19 protein-coding genes and 2 riboswitches are annotated in these 19025 nt (G+C 62.2%); of the genes, 11 read left to right on the top strand and 8 right to left on the bottom strand.

Features of this window, described 5'->3' with window-relative positions; translation table 11 throughout:
* The first annotated feature begins 122 nt into the window (after positions 1-122).
* Positions 123-236: riboswitch (SAM riboswitch) on the top strand.
* Positions 237-275: 39 nt separating this feature from the next.
* The gene (locus CAY35_RS04605) at positions 276-800 is read left to right on the top strand and encodes a flavin reductase family protein (protein WP_109303515.1); all 525 of its coding nucleotides are present in this window, start codon (positions 276-278) and stop codon (positions 798-800) included.
* A 104-nt stretch (positions 801-904) separates the two neighbouring features.
* A complete protein-coding gene (locus tag CAY35_RS04610) occupies positions 905-1543 on the top strand; it encodes a PepSY domain-containing protein (protein WP_109303516.1) in 639 nt (212 codons plus the stop codon).
* Positions 1544-1590: 47 nt separating this feature from the next.
* Here the strand turns inward: CAY35_RS04610 and CAY35_RS04615 are convergent, their stop codons facing one another.
* The 4 genes from CAY35_RS04615 to thiD form a co-directional block, all read right to left on the bottom strand.
* Positions 1591-2268, bottom strand: coding sequence for a thiamine phosphate synthase (locus CAY35_RS04615; protein ID WP_109303567.1), 678 nt, complete (start codon positions 2266-2268; stop codon positions 1591-1593).
* Entirely contained in the window at positions 2249-3154 is a 906-nt protein-coding gene (locus CAY35_RS04620) for a hydroxyethylthiazole kinase (protein ID WP_258265623.1), read from the bottom strand. Before CAY35_RS04620 ends, CAY35_RS04615 begins: the two co-directional genes overlap by 20 nt.
* A complete protein-coding gene (locus CAY35_RS04625; RefSeq protein WP_219930444.1) occupies positions 3151-4449 on the bottom strand; it encodes an MFS transporter in 1299 nt (432 codons plus the stop codon). Before CAY35_RS04625 ends, CAY35_RS04620 begins: the two co-directional genes overlap by 4 nt.
* A 101-nt stretch (positions 4450-4550) precedes the next feature.
* Complete coding sequence (thiD, locus tag CAY35_RS04630) at positions 4551-5534, bottom strand: bifunctional hydroxymethylpyrimidine kinase/phosphomethylpyrimidine kinase (RefSeq protein WP_109303518.1); 984 nt, start codon at positions 5532-5534, stop codon at positions 4551-4553.
* A riboswitch (TPP riboswitch) is annotated at positions 5528-5623 on the bottom strand. (Overlaps the previous gene by 7 nt.)
* A 520-nt stretch (positions 5624-6143) precedes the next feature.
* Between thiD and dnaB the strand changes: the two genes are divergently transcribed.
* Positions 6144-7547, top strand: coding sequence for a replicative DNA helicase (gene dnaB / locus CAY35_RS04635; protein WP_101630509.1), 1404 nt, complete (start codon positions 6144-6146; stop codon positions 7545-7547).
* Positions 7548-7583: 36 nt separating this feature from the next.
* Here dnaB and CAY35_RS04640 read toward each other — a convergent pair whose 3' ends face one another.
* A complete protein-coding gene (locus tag CAY35_RS04640; RefSeq protein WP_109303519.1) occupies positions 7584-8711 on the bottom strand; it encodes an EamA family transporter in 1128 nt (375 codons plus the stop codon).
* A 130-nt stretch (positions 8712-8841) separates the two neighbouring features.
* Here CAY35_RS04640 and CAY35_RS04645 point away from each other — a divergent pair, with 130 nt between their 5' ends.
* The 7 genes from CAY35_RS04645 (at position 8842) to CAY35_RS04675 (ending at position 15134) form a co-directional block, all read left to right on the top strand.
* Positions 8842-9579 (top strand): hypothetical protein, encoded by a 738-nt coding sequence (locus CAY35_RS04645; RefSeq protein WP_146191917.1) that lies wholly within the window; start codon positions 8842-8844, stop codon positions 9577-9579.
* An 89-nt stretch (positions 9580-9668) separates the two neighbouring features.
* Complete coding sequence (locus CAY35_RS04650) at positions 9669-10460, top strand: hypothetical protein (RefSeq protein ID WP_109303521.1); 792 nt, start codon at positions 9669-9671, stop codon at positions 10458-10460.
* Between the two features lie 4 nt (positions 10461-10464).
* Positions 10465-11868, top strand: coding sequence for an MFS transporter (locus CAY35_RS04655; RefSeq protein WP_109303522.1), 1404 nt, complete (start codon positions 10465-10467; stop codon positions 11866-11868).
* A gap of 81 nt (positions 11869-11949) precedes the next feature.
* The gene (locus CAY35_RS04660) at positions 11950-12714 is read left to right on the top strand and encodes an energy-coupling factor ABC transporter ATP-binding protein (protein ID WP_258265624.1); all 765 of its coding nucleotides are present in this window, start codon (positions 11950-11952) and stop codon (positions 12712-12714) included.
* Complete coding sequence (locus CAY35_RS04665) at positions 12711-13355, top strand: energy-coupling factor transporter transmembrane component T family protein (RefSeq protein ID WP_109303523.1); 645 nt, start codon at positions 12711-12713, stop codon at positions 13353-13355. Before CAY35_RS04660 ends, CAY35_RS04665 begins: the two co-directional genes overlap by 4 nt.
* On the top strand, positions 13352-13960 hold the full coding sequence (locus CAY35_RS04670) for a biotin transporter BioY (protein ID WP_109303524.1): 609 nt from the start codon (positions 13352-13354) through the stop codon (positions 13958-13960). The genes CAY35_RS04665 and CAY35_RS04670 overlap by 4 nt, the downstream gene beginning before the upstream one ends.
* Positions 13961-14054: 94 nt before the next feature.
* Positions 14055-15134 carry a DUF2891 family protein gene (locus CAY35_RS04675; protein ID WP_109303525.1) on the top strand — a complete coding sequence of 360 codons (1080 nt, stop codon included), beginning with the start codon at positions 14055-14057 and terminating at the stop codon, positions 15132-15134.
* Here the strand turns inward: CAY35_RS04675 and CAY35_RS04680 are convergent.
* From CAY35_RS04680 to CAY35_RS04690, 3 genes are all read right to left on the bottom strand, one after another.
* A complete protein-coding gene (locus tag CAY35_RS04680) occupies positions 15120-15386 on the bottom strand; it encodes a glutaredoxin family protein (RefSeq protein ID WP_101630517.1) in 267 nt (88 codons plus the stop codon). The two genes, CAY35_RS04675 and CAY35_RS04680, sit on opposite strands and share 15 nt — an antisense overlap.
* A 132-nt stretch (positions 15387-15518) precedes the next feature.
* Positions 15519-17465, bottom strand: a complete 1947-nt coding sequence (locus tag CAY35_RS04685; RefSeq protein WP_109303526.1) for a lamin tail domain-containing protein — start codon at positions 17463-17465, stop codon at positions 15519-15521.
* A 109-nt stretch (positions 17466-17574) separates the two neighbouring features.
* Positions 17575-18261 carry a LysE family translocator gene (locus tag CAY35_RS04690; RefSeq protein ID WP_109303527.1) on the bottom strand — a complete coding sequence of 229 codons (687 nt, stop codon included), beginning with the start codon at positions 18259-18261 and terminating at the stop codon, positions 17575-17577.
* Positions 18262-18519: 258 nt separating this feature from the next.
* Between CAY35_RS04690 and CAY35_RS04695 the strand changes: the two genes are divergently transcribed.
* Positions 18520-18990, top strand: coding sequence for a hypothetical protein (locus tag CAY35_RS04695; RefSeq protein ID WP_146191918.1), 471 nt, complete (start codon positions 18520-18522; stop codon positions 18988-18990).
* Positions 18991-19025 lie beyond the last annotated feature (35 nt).

Below are 19025 nucleotides of genomic sequence, written 5' to 3' on the forward strand. Positions count from 1 at the left end.
AACTCTGAAGCACACGCGAACGCCGTCACCCCATCCGGGTGGCGGCGTTCGTCTCATTAAATGAATTAAACGACACATCCAGTTGCAGGCCCTGCGCCGAACTGTTTATCGTTTAAAGCACGAATCATGAGTACGGATTTTTAGGCCCTGGCTAATCCGTCGGCAACCCTCTCGCGTAGGTGGGGTGCCCCAGGTGACGATTCGGCCGTCGGGAATGCCGACGGCAAGCTGCGCCGGCCATAGTGGACGGCCGTAACCGCGAAGGATGAATCGCCATGTCCCTGACCCATACTTTCGACCAGGCAACCCTGCGTACCGCATTCGACCGATTCCCAGTAGGGGTCGCAGCCCTGTGCTCGCGGGTAGGTGGACGCCACGAAGGCATGGTCACCTCGAGCTTCGCGGTTGGAATCTCTTATGATCCTGCGCTCGTCTCGTTCTCTGTCCGCAACGAATCCCGCACGTGGCAGCGCCTCAAGCACGGCTACCGCCTTGGCGTCTCGGTCCTCGCCGATGAGCACCGCCAGGTCTGCTATCAGCTGGCCTCCCGCGACGAAACCAAGCGTTTCAACGGCCTCGACGTAACCCTGGCAGACTCCGGCGCTCTGTTCCTGGACCGCGCTGCACTGTGGCTGGAAACCTCGGTCTACGACACCGTGCCGGCAGGCGACCACACCATCGTGCTCCTGAAGGTTCACGCGGTATCCCAGGGCGAAGACCACGGCGAACCGATCGTGCTGCACGGCAAGACGTTCCACGACCTCGCGCAGGTGCGAGACCGCGAACTCGTGACGGCGTAACGGCCTCGAGCCCGGTGCCACATGCTTGAGCGGAACACCTAAATAGGCTTATAGCTTAGAAATAATCAGTCAAATCCCGTTTCACATATGCATAGGGTTAAGCCATGGAGAAAAAACATTTAGCCCTCACGTCCGTAGCTGCCCTCGCGCTGGCTTTGTCCGCATGTGGCACTCCAGCGGAGGACAATAACTCCTCCAACGAGAGCGAAACTCAGCAGACTCAGGATGCCACCCAGAACACTGAGTCTGACGACATGGAATCGCAAGACACCAGCGATGACATGGATGACGCTGACGACAGCGACGACGCCGCGGCACCTACCAAGGGCGGCAGCAAGGACAACGCCCTCAAGGCGATCGACACCGCCGAAAAGGAAATCGGCGGTAAGGTCGTTGACCTCGACTGGGACGACGACAAGAGCGGTTGGGACGTAGAAGTCGTCAAGGGCAACAAGAGCCACGAGATCGAGATCTCCCCTGACGGCTCTAAGATCACCAACCGCGATGAAGTTGAAGATGTAGACAGCGACGACCGCCGCGAATACGACGCGATCAAGGTCGACATCCGCAAGGCGATCGAAACCGCCCTCAAGGACACCCCAGGTGGCCTCGATGACGTCAGCGTTGACGAGGAACAAGGCCAGATCATGTGGGAAGTTGATGTCTATCCAGAGGGCGGCGGCTCCGATGTAACCATTTACATCGACGTCAAGAGCGGCAAGATCCTCAAGAAGGACAGCTAAATACGCGCAACCTCGCCACGTAACGAGGCGCGATCAGCTGAGCACGGCTACCTGGCCGCAACGGCATCGAACGCGGACACCACCTGGCGGACATCCCGCTGAGGGTCACGCGAACGAGCCAAAGCACGCACCAATGCGACCCCAGCAACACCAGTGGAAGCTAACGCGGCAGCGTCCTCAGGGCGCACATCGCCGATAGCAACCACAGGCACACGGGAAGCGGCAACAAGCTGAGGATAACCGTCAACACCAATCGGGGAACGACCCGAATCCTTCGTGGGGGTGGGCCTGAAAGGGCCCGCCCCCACATACGTTAGAAGATCCGACCACTCGTTGGCTTTCTCGATGAGCTCGAGCGTGCCAGTGGTCAGCCCGACGATAGCTTCCGGGCCCAACAGCGCACGAACATCCGGAACCGGAAGATCATCCTGCCCCACATGCACACCATGCACGTGAGCACCCCGCCGCATCGCCGCAGCGGCAACCTCAACCGAATCATCCACGACCACACGAGTTGCAGGATTCGCGGCCTCAACCGCCTGAGCCACCGCTAGCGTCGCCTCGAGCAGCTCTCGCGCGGGCACGTTCTTAACCCGAACCTGCACGATGCCCGCCCCAGCCGCCGCACACTGCGCGGCTAACGCGGGAACGGAACGGTCAAAACCCGCCGTGACCATATAACAACGAACGTCAACAGGTGTCGCGCTACCGGTCGAAACGTTCATGCCCAGCACCTCCCACACGGTACAGGGCTCCTACACGATACAAGGCATCCAACAAAGCGACCCGGAACGACCCCGGGCCACCACGCGGAGGCGAAGCAGCCGCGGCGGTATCGGTCGCCCCCGCGGCGACCTCCGCCGCGGCAATCTCAGCGGCACGAGCGAGCCACGCGCTCGCACCCACCGCGGCAACCCACGGCTCAACGCCAGCGCCCACGCACGCCGCGATCAACGCGCCATGCAAACAGCCCGTGCCCGTCACATGAGTCAGGAGCTCATTGCCACCCGCCACCTCGCAGAACGCACCATCCTCAGCCGCAACCACATCCACGGCACCCGAGACCACGACCACCGAACCCACACGCCGAGCAAGTTGCGAGGCCCACGCGCGCACCACATCGGAAGCCACAGGCCCCGCATCAGCACCCCGGCCGGTGAAGCCAGCGCCACTGAACCGCGCGTCGCCATCCACAACACCCGCGAGCGCCACAATCTCAGACGCATTGCCGCGAATCACACGCGGAGCGGAACCGCCGGGCCGCAACAACTCGCCAGCCAGCCGCGTGCGCACCGGGGCCAACCCCACTGCCGTGGGATCCAAAACCCACGGCACGTCATGCCGCCCGGCAGCATCAACAGACGCCGGAATCCCGCGCGCCCCGGCCTCGCTCAACGTCCCCATATTCACCAGCAACGCATCAGAATGCGCGGTCATCGTGGGAGCCTCCGCAGGCGTCTCCGTCATCAACGGCCGGGCACCCGCGGCCAGCAAGCCATCGGCAACCATGTTCAGAGACACCGCGGCACTAATGCAATGCACCAACGGAACCCGTCCGCGGACCGCATCCACACACGCGGCCATGTGTTCTCCCGTATCCACAAGACTCACGTCGCCAACTCCTCACTCGAACGCTGCGCAGGACCCAGAGCCGCGCCCACACCTACCAAAACCGCACCCACACACAACACAGCAACTACGGAAGCCTGCGCACCCATCACACCGGACACAACAGGCAGCCAGAGTGGATACAGCATCGGCAGAATCAACGAAAACGAGTACGCAACCCCATAGCCCGTAGACCGGACCCGAGCCGGAAACGCCTCAGAAATATACGCGGCAACAGGGCCATACGCAGAAACCGTCGCAACCTGAGCCACGGCAGCCCACGCGGCCGCAGCACCAACCGAGGACGCAGAGACGGCGCACCACCACGCGCCAACACCCACAGTCCCGGCGAGCAACGCCCACGTGACAAAGAACCGGCGGCGACCAATCCAAGTTGAGACGTGGCCAAGCACCGCCATCGCAAGAGCCTGAGCAACAGAGGCCACGCCCATCGCCAACGCGATGGCACCGGCATCCAGGCCAGCGTTGGTAGCCGTAGCGGAACCGCTAGCGGTGTTGGAAGCAGAAGCGGCAGCGGAACCAATATGAGCGGGCAAGACCAAAACCGTCGCGACCGTCATGCACCACAAGCCGGAAAGCAGAACAAAGATCTGCCAGAAACGGCCAGCGAACCGCCCGGCCACGACGTCGACGACGCGTCCGGCCCGCTGATGCGCGGCACGCTGAGCATGCTTGCCGAGATGTGCGGGTGCAGAATCCTCAACATAGAAACGGTAAAAGACGTACATGCCGAGCGATGCCAGGGCGGCGAATGCGAACAACACCCGCCAACCCCACACCGCGTAAGCATCGGGGCCCAACAGAGACAACATCATCGCAGTCGCGAACGCGATCGAAGCCTGAGCCCACGGCGCCATCGACAAAATGAGCCCCGAAAACCAGCCCCGCAAACGGGGAGGAGACCACTCCATCGCCAGCGGGATCGCGGCTGAATACTCACCCGCGATGAAAACCCCACCCACGAAACGGGCCGCCACCACGGCAACGAACGTCCACACGCCCCACACCTGGTGGGTCGGAACCAGCGCGATCGCGGCCGCGCACACCGCCGTGCCTAAAAGTGCGAGCCTCGTGGTGCGGGTTCGCCCCCACTTGTCAGATATGCGCCCGAATACCAGCCCACCCACGGGACGGCCGAGCAGCATCGCAATCACGACGGCAGCACCCGCGCCCGCGCCGGTGGTAGCGCTCGCCGCAGGACCGGCCAGAACTTCGAGGGCAGGGGCCAGCGCGATCACCGGCAGAAACATGTGGATGTTGTCCACCCAGTTACCCACGACCCCCGCTTGGAGGGCGGCCTTCGCACGTGGTGGGAAATTCTTATTGGGGTGTGAAGGCGCGGAGTGTGGACGTGTGGCGTTTGCTTGTGCTTGGAATGTCACCTCGAGCCACCGCCCTTGCGAGCGCCCGAGCCGAGCTGGAGCGGGAGATGAGGCTGAGGTACCTGAGGCTGGGGCATGTGCGGCTGGGGCATGGCGGCACGGACGTGGTGGAAATGATCCATAGGGCCGCTGACGGGCGGGTCTTGCCCGAGCGTGACATCGAGGCGCTCGCCGTGAGAGATCGCGTGGTGCAGCCAATCGCTGGCCCATGCGAGCGCTCGGGCAGGAGCATCTCCCGCGGCTAAACGCGTGGTGAGCGCAGACGCGAGCGTACATCCCGTGCCCTGGGTTGCCGAGGACTCAACGCGTTGAGTGTGTATCGCGATGGGCTCGGCGCCGGACTCGATCCAGTAGTTTGTGGTCTGCTCAGAATCCAGGTGGCCGGTCTTAGCGATCACAACATTCCCGTGCCGCTCGGTCCACGCTCGTGCCTGATTGCACACGTCGATGTGGGTCTCGGCGTGGCTCGAATCGGTTAGTTCCGCTAACTCGAGGGCGTTCGGGGTTATGACGTCCGCGGCAGCGCAGAGCGCCGCAACCTCAGGGAAGGCCTCGGGCGCAATCAGGGCGGTTCCGCTGCTTGAGATCATGACCGGATCAACCACGATCAGCTGTGGTCTCGCTTCGCTGAGCCATTCAGCCACAGCCTGGACGTTCTCTGCGGTGCCGAGCATTCCAATCTTGACCGCATCGATGCGCGCATGTTCCGCGATGGCATCCAGTTGAGCGCGCACTACGGCCGCGCTCATGTGTTCGATGTGGGTCACACGCGAACTGTTCTGCGCCAGCACCGCGGTGGTCACGGGGAGCGCATATCCGCCAGCGGCATGAATGCTTTTGATGTCGGCAGCGGAACCAGCGCCGCCGGTCGGATCTGTTCCGGCGATCGTGACGACGCATGGAACAGTGTTTCGGTGAGACGCGCGCTGGGCGCCGGAGGTCGATGCGCCGGGAGAAAGTGGGCGCACGGAGGTATGCATTTGGGGGACATCCCTTCGCTAGTGCGAACTAGATCAGGTTCAACGGGTGTGATCTCAGCACCTCAGTGGGTGCACCCCGTGTCGGGAGAACACTATGCCACACATTTCCGGTGCGGACCGCCTCGGAGTCTTCGCTGAGGTAGCGGCAGACACATTGTGTGCACTTGTGTCAAACCTTCAACCTCTACTTGGGTGAGTCTGTGGGTAAGTTCCAAAAACCTGTGGATAACTTTTATTTTCGGATGTGTACCGCGTGGATATCTGTCTTGTCAACATGAGAGTTGAGCTTGAAGGTTGGGGAAAAGTTTTTAGCGGAATTGTCCGATCCACAAGCAAAAACCGCGGAATCATGCGGGAGTTTCCGCATCATAGGTTGGAAACCCCCAGACTTATCCCCAAGTTATCCACAGATGTGGTGGATATCCACCGGTGTGTTCCACAATTGTCCACACAGGATCCCCAAGCCCTGTGGATAACTCGGCTTGCTATGTGGGTTTTTCGCCCTACACTTGCGTGAAGACGGTACCTGCGTGAAGCAGAGCCACGGTAGTGAAGCCAAGGTAGTGAAACAGGGTCAAGCTAGTGGCTGAGGTGGGCTGGAGGAGCACAGTGGATCAATACAGCGATTCCCAATACAACGATGCAGGTGCGTCATCTGCAGGTGGCTCGTCGCTTTCGGAGCGTGTCCCACCCCAGGACCTCGCAGCGGAACAGTCTGTTTTGGGCGGCATGTTGCTCTCACAGGACGCGATCGCTGACTGCGTTGAGATCCTGCGCTCATCGGACTTCTACAAGCCGGCACACTCGACCATTTTCGACGCCATCACGGATCTCTACGGCCGCGGTGAGCCAGCGGACGCCGTGACGGTTTCGAGCTACCTCACCAAAAATGGGGACCTCAACCGGGCCGGCGGTGCGGCGTACATCCACGAGGTCATCCAGTCCGTCCCGACCGCCGCGAACGCGAGCTTCTACGCGGAAATCGTGAGGGAGCGCGCGATCCTGCGCCGCCTCGTCTACGCGGGTGACCGCATCACGCAGATGGCCTACGCCGCAGACGGCGAGGTCGATGCGATCGTCAACGATGCCCAGGCCGAAGTCATGCAGGTCGCTGAACGCCGGACCGCCGAAGACTACGTCGTGCTCTCTGACATCATGGAGCACACGGTCGATGAGATCGAGGCCGCGGGGCAGAAATCGGGCGACGAAATCACGGGCGTGCCATCGGGTTTCTATGAGCTCGACGAACTCACCCAGGGCTTCCAGGGCGGCCAGATGATCGTTGTCGCGGCCCGCCCAGCGGTCGGTAAGTCGACGTTCGCCCTCGACATCGCGCGTTCCGCCGCGATCAAGAACAACATGACGACCGTGTTCTTCTCGCTTGAAATGGGCCGTTCAGAAATCGCGATGCGCCTGCTTTCAGCTGAGACCGCCATCGGGCTCCAGAATATCCGTAAAGGCGACATGCAGGACAGCGACTGGGCCAAGGTCGCCCGCACCCTGCCGGAGCTCAACAGCGCGCCGTTCTTCATTGACGATTCACCGAACATGACGCTCATGGAGATCCGCGCGAAGTGCCGCCGCCTCAAGCAGCAGCACAACCTCAAGCTCGTGGTTCTGGACTACCTGCAGCTCATGTCCTCGGGTAAGCGCGTCGAATCGCGTCAGCAGGAAGTCGCTGAGTTCTCACGTGCGTTGAAGCTTCTAGCTAAGGAGCTCGAGGTCCCGGTGATCGCGCTATCGCAGCTCAACCGTGGCTCCGAACAGCGCACCGACAAGCGCCCCCAGGTGTCCGACCTGCGTGAATCTGGTTCGATTGAGCAGGACGCCGACATGGTCATTTTGCTGCACCGCGAAGACATCTACGACAAGGAATCGCCGCGAGCCGGTGAGGCCGATGTGATCGTCGCGAAGCACAGAAACGGTCCAACGAAGACGATTGTGGTCGCGTTCCAGGGCCACTACTCCCGCTTCAGCAACATGGCCTACGAATCCAGCGACGCCGGAATCTAGCTTCGGTAGCGACGTGGTCAGAGGGTAGCGGCGCGGTTAGCGCGGCGTGACCTCGCGACGCGGCGGCCGCTTGGTCTTCACGTCGCGACCCGCCTGAGTGGTCTTGCGTGGATCTGCGCCCGTCGTCTGCGTCTTTGTCGTCTGGGCTTTCGTGGTTTTCTTGCGAGGCTTCTTGAGCTTCGGCCGCCACTTGACGCGGCGGCGAGGCTCGATGCCCGGCATCTTCTTCGCAAGAGCCGAAGGACCGCGTGGGCGCTCGCCGAGTTTGATGAACACCACGCCGGCGAGGATCGCGGCGCCACCCACGAATTGGACCACGGCGAGCGTCTCACCCAAGAGCCACCACGCGACCAACGCGGCGAACAGAACCTCGGTCAGGTTCACGAACGAGCCGACGCCCGCGCCCATGAGCCGCAAGCCCACCACGCCAAGAACGTACGCGGCGACCGTGAAAACAATGATGATGGCGTGGGCGAGGAACCACGGGGCGTTCCATTGGCCTAGCGCGGCAGCATCGGTGGTCGCTTTCCACGGAAGCAAACCGAGCACCACAAACGGGACGGTGCCGATAGCGCCAACCGCGAAACCCAACCCAGTGAGCGCAGTCGACGGGATCTTGACCGAATCGTTCGCCGAAATCAAGAAGTACACTGCCAGGCACACCGCCGAGGCCAAGCCCATGATCACGCCTAGCGCATCCAGCGCATCGGAACCTTCACGGACCACAGCACCCACATCGAGCACTGCAACCAAACCGATCATCGAGATCGCAAGCCCAAAGAACGTCAACCCCGAAGGGCGGGCCTTAGTGCGAGCCCACAGCCAAAACACGATCATCATGGGCGCGGTCATCTCAAGCAGGATCGCGACCGTCACGTTGAGGCGTTCAACAGCAACGAAATAGGTCGCCTGAACGCCCGTCATCGAGAACAGACCGAACGCGACAATAAGCCGCCAGTGCGCACGGACCTCGCCCCATTTGCCGCGCAACTGAATCAGCGTGGGAATCAGGAGGACGAGTGCGCAACCAGTGAGTCTCACCAACGTCACGGAGCCAGGTGACCAGCCAGAACCATACAGCGCTTTGCCTACCGGGCCGGGAAGGGCGAACGCGAAAGATGACGCCAAAGCGAAGACGAGACCAACAAGGAATTTTGGTTGCACAAACACCTCCTAGTTATCGAGTGAATCTATGAATCAGCCTAGGAAAAATGCTGGATACCCTGGAAATCAGAGCAAAATTACGCAAAGCTAGTGTCTCATTAGAACCTCATCTACATGTAGGGACTGGCACATGTTTAGCAAGACGAAGACCGCACGACGCACACTCGCAACGATGGCCGTGGCTCCACTGCTCGCAGTGTCGCTTGTCGGTTGCGGCGATAAGAACGGCGGCGGGGAGCCGAGCCCGGAGCCTTCGCAGAGTCAGGAGTCGCCGAGCCCGCAGTCTCCGAGCCCCCAGTCTCCGAGCCCGCAGTCTCCGAGCCCGCAGTCGCCGAGCCCGCAGACTACCGGTGCGGCGAAGGCAGACCCGAAATTCCTGGAGTTCATGAAGAACAACGTCAGCTCTGACTACCAGGTTGTGGACCTTGGGCCACACTTGCAGAAGCGCGATGTGGGTGCGGGTGACCTCGTTAACAAGTGCCCAGCCGTGATCTATGGTGCGGCGGACCTCGCCAAGGATGGCGCTCAAGTGGTTTCCGCTACGCAGTCATCGCCAAAGCAAAAGGCTGTGACTGTGCTGATGTACCCATCGGCCGACAAGGCGAATGCCGCCCTCGAACAGGTCAAGCAAGAAATGGCTAACCCTGAATGCCATACGGTCCCAGTCAATGGGACCAACATCAGTGCGAAGCCGATCACGGACTCGCACGGCTTTGATAACTATGTGGGCATCTCGATGGACGTTAACGGCACCAAGGTCGAGAACCTGTTCACGACCAAGGGCCAGTTCCTGGTGCTCATGATCGGCGACCTCAACGGGGTAACCCCGGACGCTAAGAAGGTTTACGACGCCCTGCCAACGTCGTAATCCGCGGGGCCGGTTCCGGATCGGCGTCGGTCCGGATCGGCGCCGGTTCAGGATCGGGGTAGGTGCTGGGGCACGGAAAGGAAAGCCACATGTCACAGCGTGTATCCAACCGCTCGGTTGCGTATCGCTCAGTTGCCGTGTTCGCTTTGCCGGCGGTTCTAGCGGCAGCGCTCGTGGGCTGCTCCAATAAGGGCAACGACGGCGTCGAGGCGTCTGCGGACGCAAGCCAGTCGCAACCAGCGACGCCGGAGCCTGCACAGAGCGAGTCAGCGCCGAGTGAGTCGAGTGAAAGCGCGTCGCAAGACGCGAGCAACACCCCGAGTAACCCGCTACCGGATAAAGGCTCGGAGCGTTCCGGCTACCCGGCTGATCCGCACTTCATGCAGTTTGTGAAGGGGAAGCTCGGCGACGGCTATGAGACTCAGGACGCCAAAGAGTTCTATGAGCAGGCGGAGCATGGCGATAGCCCGCAGCTGGGTCAATGCGACATCCTGCTCAAGGGCTTGCAGGCCACGGTGACGAAGGACAGCCAGGCGGTTATCGCGCTGAAACTTCCTGAACGTTCAAGCACGGTTGCGGTTCAGGCGTACACCGCGCCAGAAACCGCATCCAAGCCGGCCGAATCTATTGAGCAGCTCAAGAAGGAACTGAGCAATCCTGCGTGCGCCAAGCTTGAACTCGGGGACGTCAAGGTCAAGACGAGCCAGGTGAAAGACACCCTCGGCTTCAAGGGCGGCGTCCGGGTACGCCTTGAAGTAGAAGGCGAAGATGCGCAGGCGAACAACCTGTACGTCTCTAAGGGAACCCACCTCATGGTCATGGTGGGCGACCTGGAGACGATCGCCGCTGACGGCAAGAAGGTGTACGACGCACTCCCATAACGATATGAAACAGCAACCCGTTCACGTCCGGCATAAAGTCGATGCGGACAAGCCTGCACAACAGCGTGCATCGAAACAGCGCACGCCGAAACGGCGCAGGCGTTCGCTCGCGGTCGTCGCGTTTGGGACGGTTATCGAGTGGTATGACTTCTCGATTTTCTTCTACGTTTCCACGCAACTGACGCGCACGTTCTTCCACGGTGATTCGAACTCTCTTCTACTGACGCTCGGCGTTGGCGCTGCAGGGTTCCTCTTCCGCCCGTTGGGAGCCATGGTTTTCGGGCACCTGGGCGAGCGCATCGGGCGCAAACAAGCCCTCGTGATCTCCGCTGTGCTGATGGCGGTAGCGATGTTCGGCATCGCCGTCCTACCCGGCTACGACGTTCTCGGCGTGTGGGCTGGGATCCTGCTCGTGACCCTGCGGTGCCTCGCAGGGTTCTCAGTGGGTGCTGAATACACCGGGATCATGGTGTACCTCATGGAGTCCGCGAAACGGAACCGGCGTGGTGTTGCCGCGAGCTGGGCCGCAGCGAACTCCGAGCTTGGGTCGCTTCTCGCGGTGGGTGGTGCCGCGCTGTTGGCGCACTGGCTCACGGCAGACCAGATGGACAGCTGGGGTTGGCGCGTCCTGTTCGTTGTGGGCGGGCTCCTAGCGGCCGCGATGATTCCGCTTCGGCGCTTCATGGAAGAGACGGAGACGTTCGAGAAACTCAAGCAAGCAGGGGTAGCTCAGCGGCGGAAGGGTTCGCCGCTGATCGATGTTCTGAAGCATCAACCCAAGGCTGTTCTGTTTGCGTTCCTGTTCTCTTCGATCGGTTCGGTTACGTACTTCCTTAACATCACGAACGTCCCGACATATCTCGAATCCACCGCCGAGGTTTCGAATCAGCTGGCCCTGAACCTGGGGGCTATTGCGGCGGTCGCAGCGATCATTGCGACCCCATTCATCGGTTTGCTTTCGGACAAGTTTGGGCGCCGCGCCATGACGCTCACGCTCGGGCTCGTGCTGCTGGTGACGACTCTGCCGGCGTACCTGTTGCTCGCGGGCACCGGCAATGCAGGTGCAGTAACGGGTGTTGCTCTGCTCGCGGTTCCGGCGGCGGGGTGGTCCGCGATCGGTGCGGCGGCGATCCCTGAGCAGTTCAGTGCGCTGGGGCGTTTCGCTGGGATGGCAATCGGCTACAACATCGCGACCGTGCTGTTCGGCGGGTTCTCGCCGCTGGTTGCTGCAGCGCTCATCGACGTGACCGGCAACCAGTTCGCCCCGGCCTACTATGCGACCGCGATTGTGGTTCTGTTCGGGATTCCGCTCATGTGGCTCATGCGAGACATGGCGGGCAAGTCACTTGAGGAAGTGGACCGGGACCCTGTGCTGAGACGGGCTAGAGCTGAGAAAGGCCGGGGCTAAACCCCCGCACCGAAAGCCCCGCGCTGAAGAAACCCAGGTGAACCCCGTTTAGACATTGTTGAACAATCTGGTGCACTATAGGTGGGTACTACTGCCAACCTGAGTGAGCCGTCCTCCGTGAACAACCCGCCAGCGCACACCCCAGAGGTGAGCGACCTAGCTGAGAACCGCATCGTCATGGACCGTGTGTCCGTTGAATACGATGACCGGCGGGTTCTTGACGACATCTCGCTCACGCTGAGTGAGCAGCGCATCGCGATCATCGGGCTCAACGGTTCCGGCAAGTCCACGCTCGTGAGGCTCATCAACGGCCTCGTGATGCCCACGTACGGCCGCGTCACGGTGGGTGGCGTATGCACGATGAAGGAAACCAAGCAGGTGCGCCGCCGCGTTGGGTTCGTGTTCCAGAATCCCGCGAACCAGATCATCATGCCCACGGTGGGTGAGGACATGCTGTTTGGCCTCAAGAACATCGGGATCCCTAAAGCTGAGCGTGTTGAGCGGGCGCGGGCAACGCTTGCGCAACTGGGCATGGGGAACTTCTACGACCGTGAAACGCACGCGCTGTCCGGCGGTGAGCAGCAGATGATCGCGCTGGCTTCCGTGCTCACGATGCGCCCCGAAACGATCATTTTGGACGAACCGACCACGATGCTGGACTTGCTGAACCGGCACCGGATGCGGTCGGTGATTGCCGGGCTTGCTCAGCGCAGCATTGTGGTGACGCATGATTTGGAGCTTGCGGCCGATGCGCAACGGGTTTTGGTGGTGCACGAGGGCCGGATTGTTGAGGATGGGGCCCCGGAGGACAGCATCGCGGCGTACCGCAGGATGTGTGAGCTGTGAGTAGTTCGTATTCGTTGATTCAGGCGGGTGCGGCCCCGCAGAATCCTGGGGTTCTGGAGCGGCTTCCGGCGGGGTTTAAGTTCGCGGCGCTGTTCGTTTTGAGCATCGTGACGTATTTGATCCCGTGGATGGGCGTGCAGCTCGGCCTGCTGGTTGCAGCGTTTCTGATTGCTTTGCTTCCGCGGGTTCCGTTCATGCGGCTTGTGAAGTCGCTGCTGTTTTCGGTGATGATCGTGGGGCTTGTTGTGGCGATCATGGCGTGGCAACAGGACCTCGCGCGCGGCATCCACTTTGGTATGCGCCTGTTGACGCTGGTTTTGCTTGCGTTCGCGGTGACCGCATCGACCACGTTCCCGCAGATGTTGCGGGTTTTCGAGAAGATTGTGGCCCCTCTGCGGTGGGTTGGGGTCAACACGGAGAACATTTCGATGGCGATGGCGTTGACCGTCCGCTTTGTTCCGCACCTGATGGGGATGTACCGGGAGGTCCGTGAGGCGCAGATCGCTCGCGGCTTGGAGCGGAACGCGGTCGCGTTGATTGTTCCGTTGATTTTTCGCACGTTGAAAACGTCTGAACAGGTGGCTCAAGCACTTGATGCCCGCTCGTTCAACACTCAAGAGAGAGGAAATCGTAAACGATGACGACGACTGTGGCAGGTGAGCAGGTACGTAACGCTCGCCGTTCAAACCCGACGCTGGATGTGGTTTTGGTGGCGATGTTCGCCGCGCTGACCGCTGTTTTGGGTCTGATGCCGCCGATCACGGTGGGTGTTTTACCGGTGCCGATCACGCTGCAGACGTTGGGCGTCATGCTCGCGGGTGCTCTGCTTGGTCCGTGGCGTGGCGCGCTTTCGCAGGTTTTGCTGATCGCGCTGGTCGCGGCTGGTTTGCCGCTGCTGTCGGGTGGTCGCGGCGGCCTGGGTGCGTTGATGGGTCCGACGGGCGGCTACATTTTCGGTTGGATCCTCGGTGCGTTCGTGATCGGTTTGATGACGGTTGCGCTGTATAACCGTGCTCGTGCGGGCTGGATCAACGCGGTGAGCGTGTTCGTTGCGTGCGTTGTGGGTGGTGTCCTGGTTGTGTACCTCGCGGGTTCGACGTGGCTCACCGTCACGACTGGCCTCAACTTTGGCACCGCCATCAAGGGCAACGTCGTGTTCATGCCGGGCGACACGGCTAAGGCTGTCATCGCGACCGTGGTTGCTGTGATTGTGCATCGTTCGTACCGCGGCCTGCTCGCGAAGTAGGCGGATAGCGGCGGCCGGTCGTTGCGGCCGGCCGCCGTCGCCTCCCGCTGCGGAGGCATGAGTGCAGCGGAGGCATGAGTGCAAGAATTGCTGTATGCCTGAATTGACGCTCCAGAACTACGCTGAACCGTTCGCGAAGGTTGTGATCGACAACCTCACAACCGAGTTCCCGTACGCCGCGCACCACGTGCAGCGGGACGAAACGGACCTGCTGCAGCCGCGGCAGATGCATCCGGCGTTCGCTAACTCGTTCGACTGGCATTCCAGCGTGCACATGCATTGGCTGGGCACGCAGCTGGTTGAGCATGTGAGCGCTGACGCCGCGGCCTGCATCGTGGGCTTGCTGCAGAAGCACCTGACCGCGGAGAACATGCGGGTTGAGGCCGAGTACGTGGCCGTGAACCCGTCGTGGGAGCGCCCGTATGGGTGGGCGTGGGCCGCGCAGCTGGTCGATGCGCTGTATGAGTCCCGCGTTCCGGAGCTGGCCGCGCTCGCCGAGGGTGCCCGGCCGCTGCTGGATGCGGTTATGGATGCGGTGCGGGCGTGGCTGCCTGCGATGCCGGAGCCGGTCCGTCACGGTGTTCACTCGAATACGGCGTTCGGTATGCGGCGGTTGATGTTGGTTGCCCGGCGGCGGGGTTACGCGGACGTCGCGGAGCTGATCACTGAGCATGCGCGGCGCTTCTACGCGGACGATGCGCGGTGGCCGTTCGCGTACGAGCGTTCCGGCCACGACTTCCTCTCCGCCGGCATGTGCGAAGCGGACCTCATGTGTGAGGTTCTGGCGGCCGATGCGGAGGGTGAGCTTGCCGGCTGGCTTCCGGGGTTCATGGCTGAGCTCGCGGAGGACGCCCGCTCACGCACGGCCGACACTGCCCAGTTGCCGCGGGTTTTGCAGGCGGTCGCCCCTATCGATGCGAGCGACGGCCACCAGTCCCACCTGGACGGGCTGGGTCTCACGCTCGCGGCCTCGGGCCTGCGTGTAGCGTGGGCGTTGGACGCGCTCGATGCGGAACCAGAGCTCGCGGCGGCGTTGCGTGATGCGGCACCTCAGCTGATGCGCAACGGCTTGGCCGCGGCGACCACAGACGAGTTCATGGCCTCGCATTGGCTCGCGACGTTCGGCTGGGAGGCGCTCGCCGAGCTGAGCCGGCCAGATCTAGTCGGCGAGTAGCCCGTTGGCGCGGAGGCTCGCGGCGAGCTCGTCATTGCTTGGCTCCACGAGGTGCGAGTCGTCAGGGAACACGACCACCGGGATGTTCTTCCGCCCGGAGATCTCTTCGGCGACGTCCGCCATGTCTGGCTGTGCGACGAGGTCGATGTAGTTGAACTCGATGCCGTGTTCGTTCATGAACGCCTCTGCGCGGCGGCAGTCTTTGCACCAGTCGGCGCCGTACATCGTCACGGTTTTCACGTTTTGCTCCATGCCTTCAGTGTAGGAGGGTTCGCCGGGAGTGTAGAGAAGGGCCCCGGGGATCAGTTCAGTTTGTTGAACTGATCCCCGGGGCCTTCTTGTTTTCCCGAAAGCGTTAGCTTGCGGTGTTAGTTGCTCGCGATGTTAGTTCTCCTCGCGGGCTCCGCCGTTGCGGCGTACGGCGAGGGTGGCTGCACCGCCGAGGACCATCGCCGCGGCAGCGAGCGTGATCCACGAGGCGACGTCCGCACCCGTGTTCGCGAGGTTGCCGCCACCCGTGCTCGAGCCGGCATCCACGCCCGGTGCCGGAGTAGTTGGTGCCTCACCCGATGGAGCTGCATCGGTTGGATCAGCAGACGGTTCCTCGCCCGGAGCTGGGTCCTCGGTAGGTGCCGGGGTTGGATCCTCAGTCGGTGCTGGGTTCTCGGTTGGCACTGGGGTCGGTTCATCGCCTGGAGGCGGCGTTGGGCAGATCGTCTTGAGGGTGCCTTCGCGCAGTGAGATGTCGTCGGTGTTGTTGTCGTCAGCGTAGAACACCGGAACCGCACCGTCCTTGCACTGGCTGATGTCAGCGATCGCAACGCCTTCGTTCGCGTAGTTCTGGGTTTCGCTTGGGCGGTTCATAACCTGCGCGACAGTCAGCTTGCCGGCGGATTCAGCGGAAGCGGACTTCATCGTGGCCGTCTCAGCGCCGGCATCTTCGCCTTCGCCGTACTCAGGGGTGAGGACCGCGATGCGGCCTTCGCACGCGTCGTCGCAGATGGCCCACAGCTGGTCGCGTTCAGCATCGAACTGGACTTCGGCGACAACGTCGAGGCCAGTTTCGATGTCGGCGATGCGCTGGAAGCTGCCGTCTTCGTTGAGGACGTAGAGGTAGACGTGGCCGGTGCCTTCAATGCCGACTGCGAACACGCCGCCGTGGTGTGCAGGGTAGGCGGCTGGGTCGTATGCCTTGCCGGTGGCTTCGTCCTGGATCTTGTTCTCGACGAGCCATGCGTCTGGGATCCAGCTGAGGCCCTCGATGCCGGAGTTAGCGCCAAGGCCTGGGAAGTCTTTTGCGAGGTTCCACTCGTGTGTGGCCTTGAGTTCGCCGTTCTCAGCGGCGGTGTCTGGGGCGTCGAACGCGAGGACTGCCGGGCGGGAGTCCTTCTTGTTGTCGTTGTCGCGTTCGGTGCCAACGAAGATCTTGCTTGGTGCACCGGCAGCGCGGGTCACGGACTCGGCGTCCGGGGTTCCGGTGCCGTCAGCGTACTTAAGGGTGAACTTCTGCAGTTCAGCGCCGCGGTTCTCTTCGGTGCCGTCGAGTCGCAACAGGGTACCGTTGCCGTTTTCAGCAACCCACAGGTATGGCTTGCCGCTACCGAATGTGCCTGCGGCCTGCCAGTAGAGGCCGGACCAGTCGCCGCGGGCATCGTCGGCATCGTGCAGTGGCTTGACGGTCTGCCCGCCTGGCCACGGAACTGGGTTGAGCGGATCGTTCGGATCGCCTGGGTCGCCCGGCTCTTCTGGGAGCTCTTCACACTGGTTTGGGCCGCCCTTGGTGGAGGCGAAGGTGTCGATCAGGTCGCCGGTGAAGTCTGGGCAGCGGCCGTAGGTGACGTCTGCGTGGCCTGTCCATTCGTAGCTGAGGACTGGGTCTTTGGCGATTGCGTCTTTTACGGTTTCGCCTTCAGCTGGTGGTGCGTAGAGGTTGACGGAGTCGTTCTTGCCGAGGCCGAAATCGAAGCCCGGGGTAGGGCCTTGCGCCTGGTCGAGCACAAAGTAGCCGTTGCTTGGGACCACGGAGCCTTCCGGCAGGACGTAGGTGTGGCCGTCCTTGGTGGGCTCGTTGTCGGTGAAGATGTAGCCGGTGAGGTCTACGGCGTCGCCGGTTGGGTTGCCGAACTCGACCCAGTCGGTGTCGTCACCGTTGGATTCGACTTCGTTGATGACCACCGGAAGTTCGGTGTCTGGTGCGGCGGTTGCTTGCGTTGGCAAGAATGCGGCGCCACCGAGGGTTGCGGCGAGCGCTGTTGCGAACGATGCGACGGTCAGCTTCCGCGCGAACGTGCGCTTGTCAGCGGATTCGTGTGAGCGATGAGGCATAGTCATGCGACCCAGGATGCTGTAGCGGCGCTAACTGTGGGTTAACGGCCGGTTGCGGGGTGCTTGAACCGCTAAGAAATTTGAGCCGCCCAGAACTCTGAACCACCGGGAACGGTCAGGAAGCGACCTCGATGATCCCGTGGACCATGAACCAGAGCCCCAGCGCGCAAAAGACCAGGCCCGCGAACAGGTCGAGGTGTTGCAGCCATCGTTGCATCCGTGTGCGCAGTGCCGGGGCGCCTGCGATGAGCGCGATGAGCGCGAACCAACTGAACGTGACCGCGACCAGCAGCACCATGAGGGCGCCGATCTGCCACAGCGGGCGGTCGACCGCGATGAACGGGGAGAACATCGCGGTGATATAGATCAGGAACTTAGGGTTGGCGAGGTTCGTTGCAAGGCCGCGCCACCAGGAACCCCAGAAACCGAGCGCGGCCGGGTTGGTGTCAGATTGTTCTGCCCAGTCTCCGCCGGAGTTGATGATCTCGGGGTTGTGGCGCGTCGAATACCAGCCGCGCAACGCGCCCCACCCCATCCAGATGAGCACGCCCCCACCCACGATTTGCAGCGCGGAACCGAGCCACGGGACGGAGCGCATCAGGAAACCGAGCCCCGCGAACGCTAACGCGAGATAGAACGCGACAGATGTGGTGACTCCGAGCGCCGCGGCAACGCCTTCGCGGCGGGAACCCGCGAGCGAGCGGTACAAAACCACGAACAGATCCGGCCCAGGCGACATCAAACCGGCCGCCCACGTCACGAGCAGCGGGAGGAGCGATGCGAGAAAGGCCGTAGTTTCCACTCGAGACAGTCTAGTGAAAGACAACTGACCCCAGTTAACTGCAGCGGCCCCGCACTCATGCGTGAGGCGAGGCCGGCAGTGCAAATGATGACGATGCACCCCTTCATGGTGACGCGGTGCGGCTTAGTGCCTGCGTGGATGCCGCCAGAGGGCGCTCCGAGTATGCGTCTATTGTTAGAAAGGTGCCCCACCAGCATAGGTGGTGTTGGGCGCGAGTTCAGAATGTGACACGGTCAAGGCACGGGCGAGGTGAGTTGCGTGAGTAGCGAGTATTGGAAGCAGGCTTGGGCGGTGCTGAACGGGTCTCAGCCGGGGAACATCGCGGAGGCTTCGGCTGATGCGAGCCACGTGTTGTTGAAGGTTTCGCCGCAGGATCTTGCGGAGCCAGCCCCCGCATCGAACGCTGTAGTGACGCACGCGCCGATGGGCGACTACGACGTCGTGGAGGTCGCGATCTTTGATCAGCCTGCCGCCCGCATCCGTTGGGTTGCGGACGCCGATGAGAGCGCCGGCATGATCAGTTCCGTCAAGGCATTGCCGGGCAAGCACTTCGACGCGGGTGAGGCCCAGCAACAGCTCGATGCGGTGGTGCGGCAGTTGCGGTTCGCGGCCGCTGATGAGGCGTGGAACGCTGGCGCGGACGAACTGTTTACGGTCGTGAAGGCGGGCGAGAAGGACGCGCTCGTCGAGGACGGGTGGGAAGTCGTCGCGGAGGTCACGGTTTCCTAAGCCGCCCCGTGGCTGGCCGGGTTTAGGGTTAAGGC

The organism is Pseudoglutamicibacter cumminsii (assembly GCF_003143995.1).
GTDB lineage: Bacteria > Actinomycetota > Actinomycetes > Actinomycetales > Micrococcaceae > Pseudoglutamicibacter > Pseudoglutamicibacter cumminsii_B.

Coding starts and splice junctions, on each gene's coding strand:
- CAY35_RS04605 (WP_109303515.1), top strand. CDS start 276: ATGTCCCTGACCCATACTTTCGACCAGGCAACCCTGCGTACCGCATTC.
- CAY35_RS04610 (WP_109303516.1), top strand. CDS start 905: ATGGAGAAAAAACATTTAGCCCTCACGTCCGTAGCTGCCCTCGCGCTG.
- CAY35_RS04615 (WP_109303567.1), bottom strand. CDS start 2,268: ATGAACGTTTCGACCGGTAGCGCGACACCTGTTGACGTTCGTTGTTAT.
- thiD (WP_109303518.1), bottom strand. CDS start 5,534: ATGCATACCTCCGTGCGCCCACTTTCTCCCGGCGCATCGACCTCCGGC.
- CAY35_RS04645 (WP_146191917.1), top strand. CDS start 8,842: ATGTTTAGCAAGACGAAGACCGCACGACGCACACTCGCAACGATGGCC.
- CAY35_RS04650 (WP_109303521.1), top strand. CDS start 9,669: ATGTCACAGCGTGTATCCAACCGCTCGGTTGCGTATCGCTCAGTTGCC.
- CAY35_RS04655 (WP_109303522.1), top strand. CDS start 10,465: ATGAAACAGCAACCCGTTCACGTCCGGCATAAAGTCGATGCGGACAAG.
- CAY35_RS04670 (WP_109303524.1), top strand. CDS start 13,352: ATGACGACGACTGTGGCAGGTGAGCAGGTACGTAACGCTCGCCGTTCA.
- CAY35_RS04675 (WP_109303525.1), top strand. CDS start 14,055: ATGCCTGAATTGACGCTCCAGAACTACGCTGAACCGTTCGCGAAGGTT.
- CAY35_RS04680 (WP_101630517.1), bottom strand. CDS start 15,386: ATGGAGCAAAACGTGAAAACCGTGACGATGTACGGCGCCGACTGGTGC.
- CAY35_RS04685 (WP_109303526.1), bottom strand. CDS start 17,465: ATGACTATGCCTCATCGCTCACACGAATCCGCTGACAAGCGCACGTTC.